Genomic DNA, 411 nt, shown 5'->3' with positions numbered 1-411 from the left:
CAGACAACTTGACAAGCTCCCTGAACCCGCCGGAGAAGGCGATCGTGCTGTGCGTGGACGAGAAGTCGCAGATCCAGGCCCTGAACCGGACCGCGCCGATCCTGCCCCTGCGGGAAGGGCTGCCGGAGAAGGCGACCCACGACTACAAGCGCAACGGCACCACCACCTTGTTCGCGGCGCTGGAGGTTGCCACCGGGAAGGTGACCGACCAGTGCTACGACCGGCACGGCAAGGCCGAGTTCGGCGACTTCCTCAAGAAGGTGGCCCGGGCCTACCCGCGCCGGCAGCTGCACGTCGTGCTGGACAACTACCACACCCACAAGCACCCCGAGATCCAGGCCTGGCTGGAGAAGAACCCGCGGGTCCACCTGCACTTCACCCCGACCTCCGGGTCCTGGCTCAACCTCGTCG

At 66.7% G+C, this 411-nt stretch carries 1 protein-coding gene; it reads left to right on the top strand.

Annotation, left to right across the window (positions count from 1 at the left end):
• Positions 1 to 411 (top strand): IS630 family transposase (locus N864_RS23060; RefSeq protein ID WP_034723141.1); only part of this gene is annotated, 411 nt, incomplete at both ends.

Source organism: Intrasporangium chromatireducens Q5-1 (assembly GCF_000576575.1).
GTDB classification, from domain to species: Bacteria; Actinomycetota; Actinomycetes; order Actinomycetales; family Dermatophilaceae; genus Intrasporangium_A; species Intrasporangium_A chromatireducens.
The sequence above is the reverse complement of the archived record's forward strand: the minus strand, read 5'-3'. Positions and strand labels throughout refer to the sequence as shown.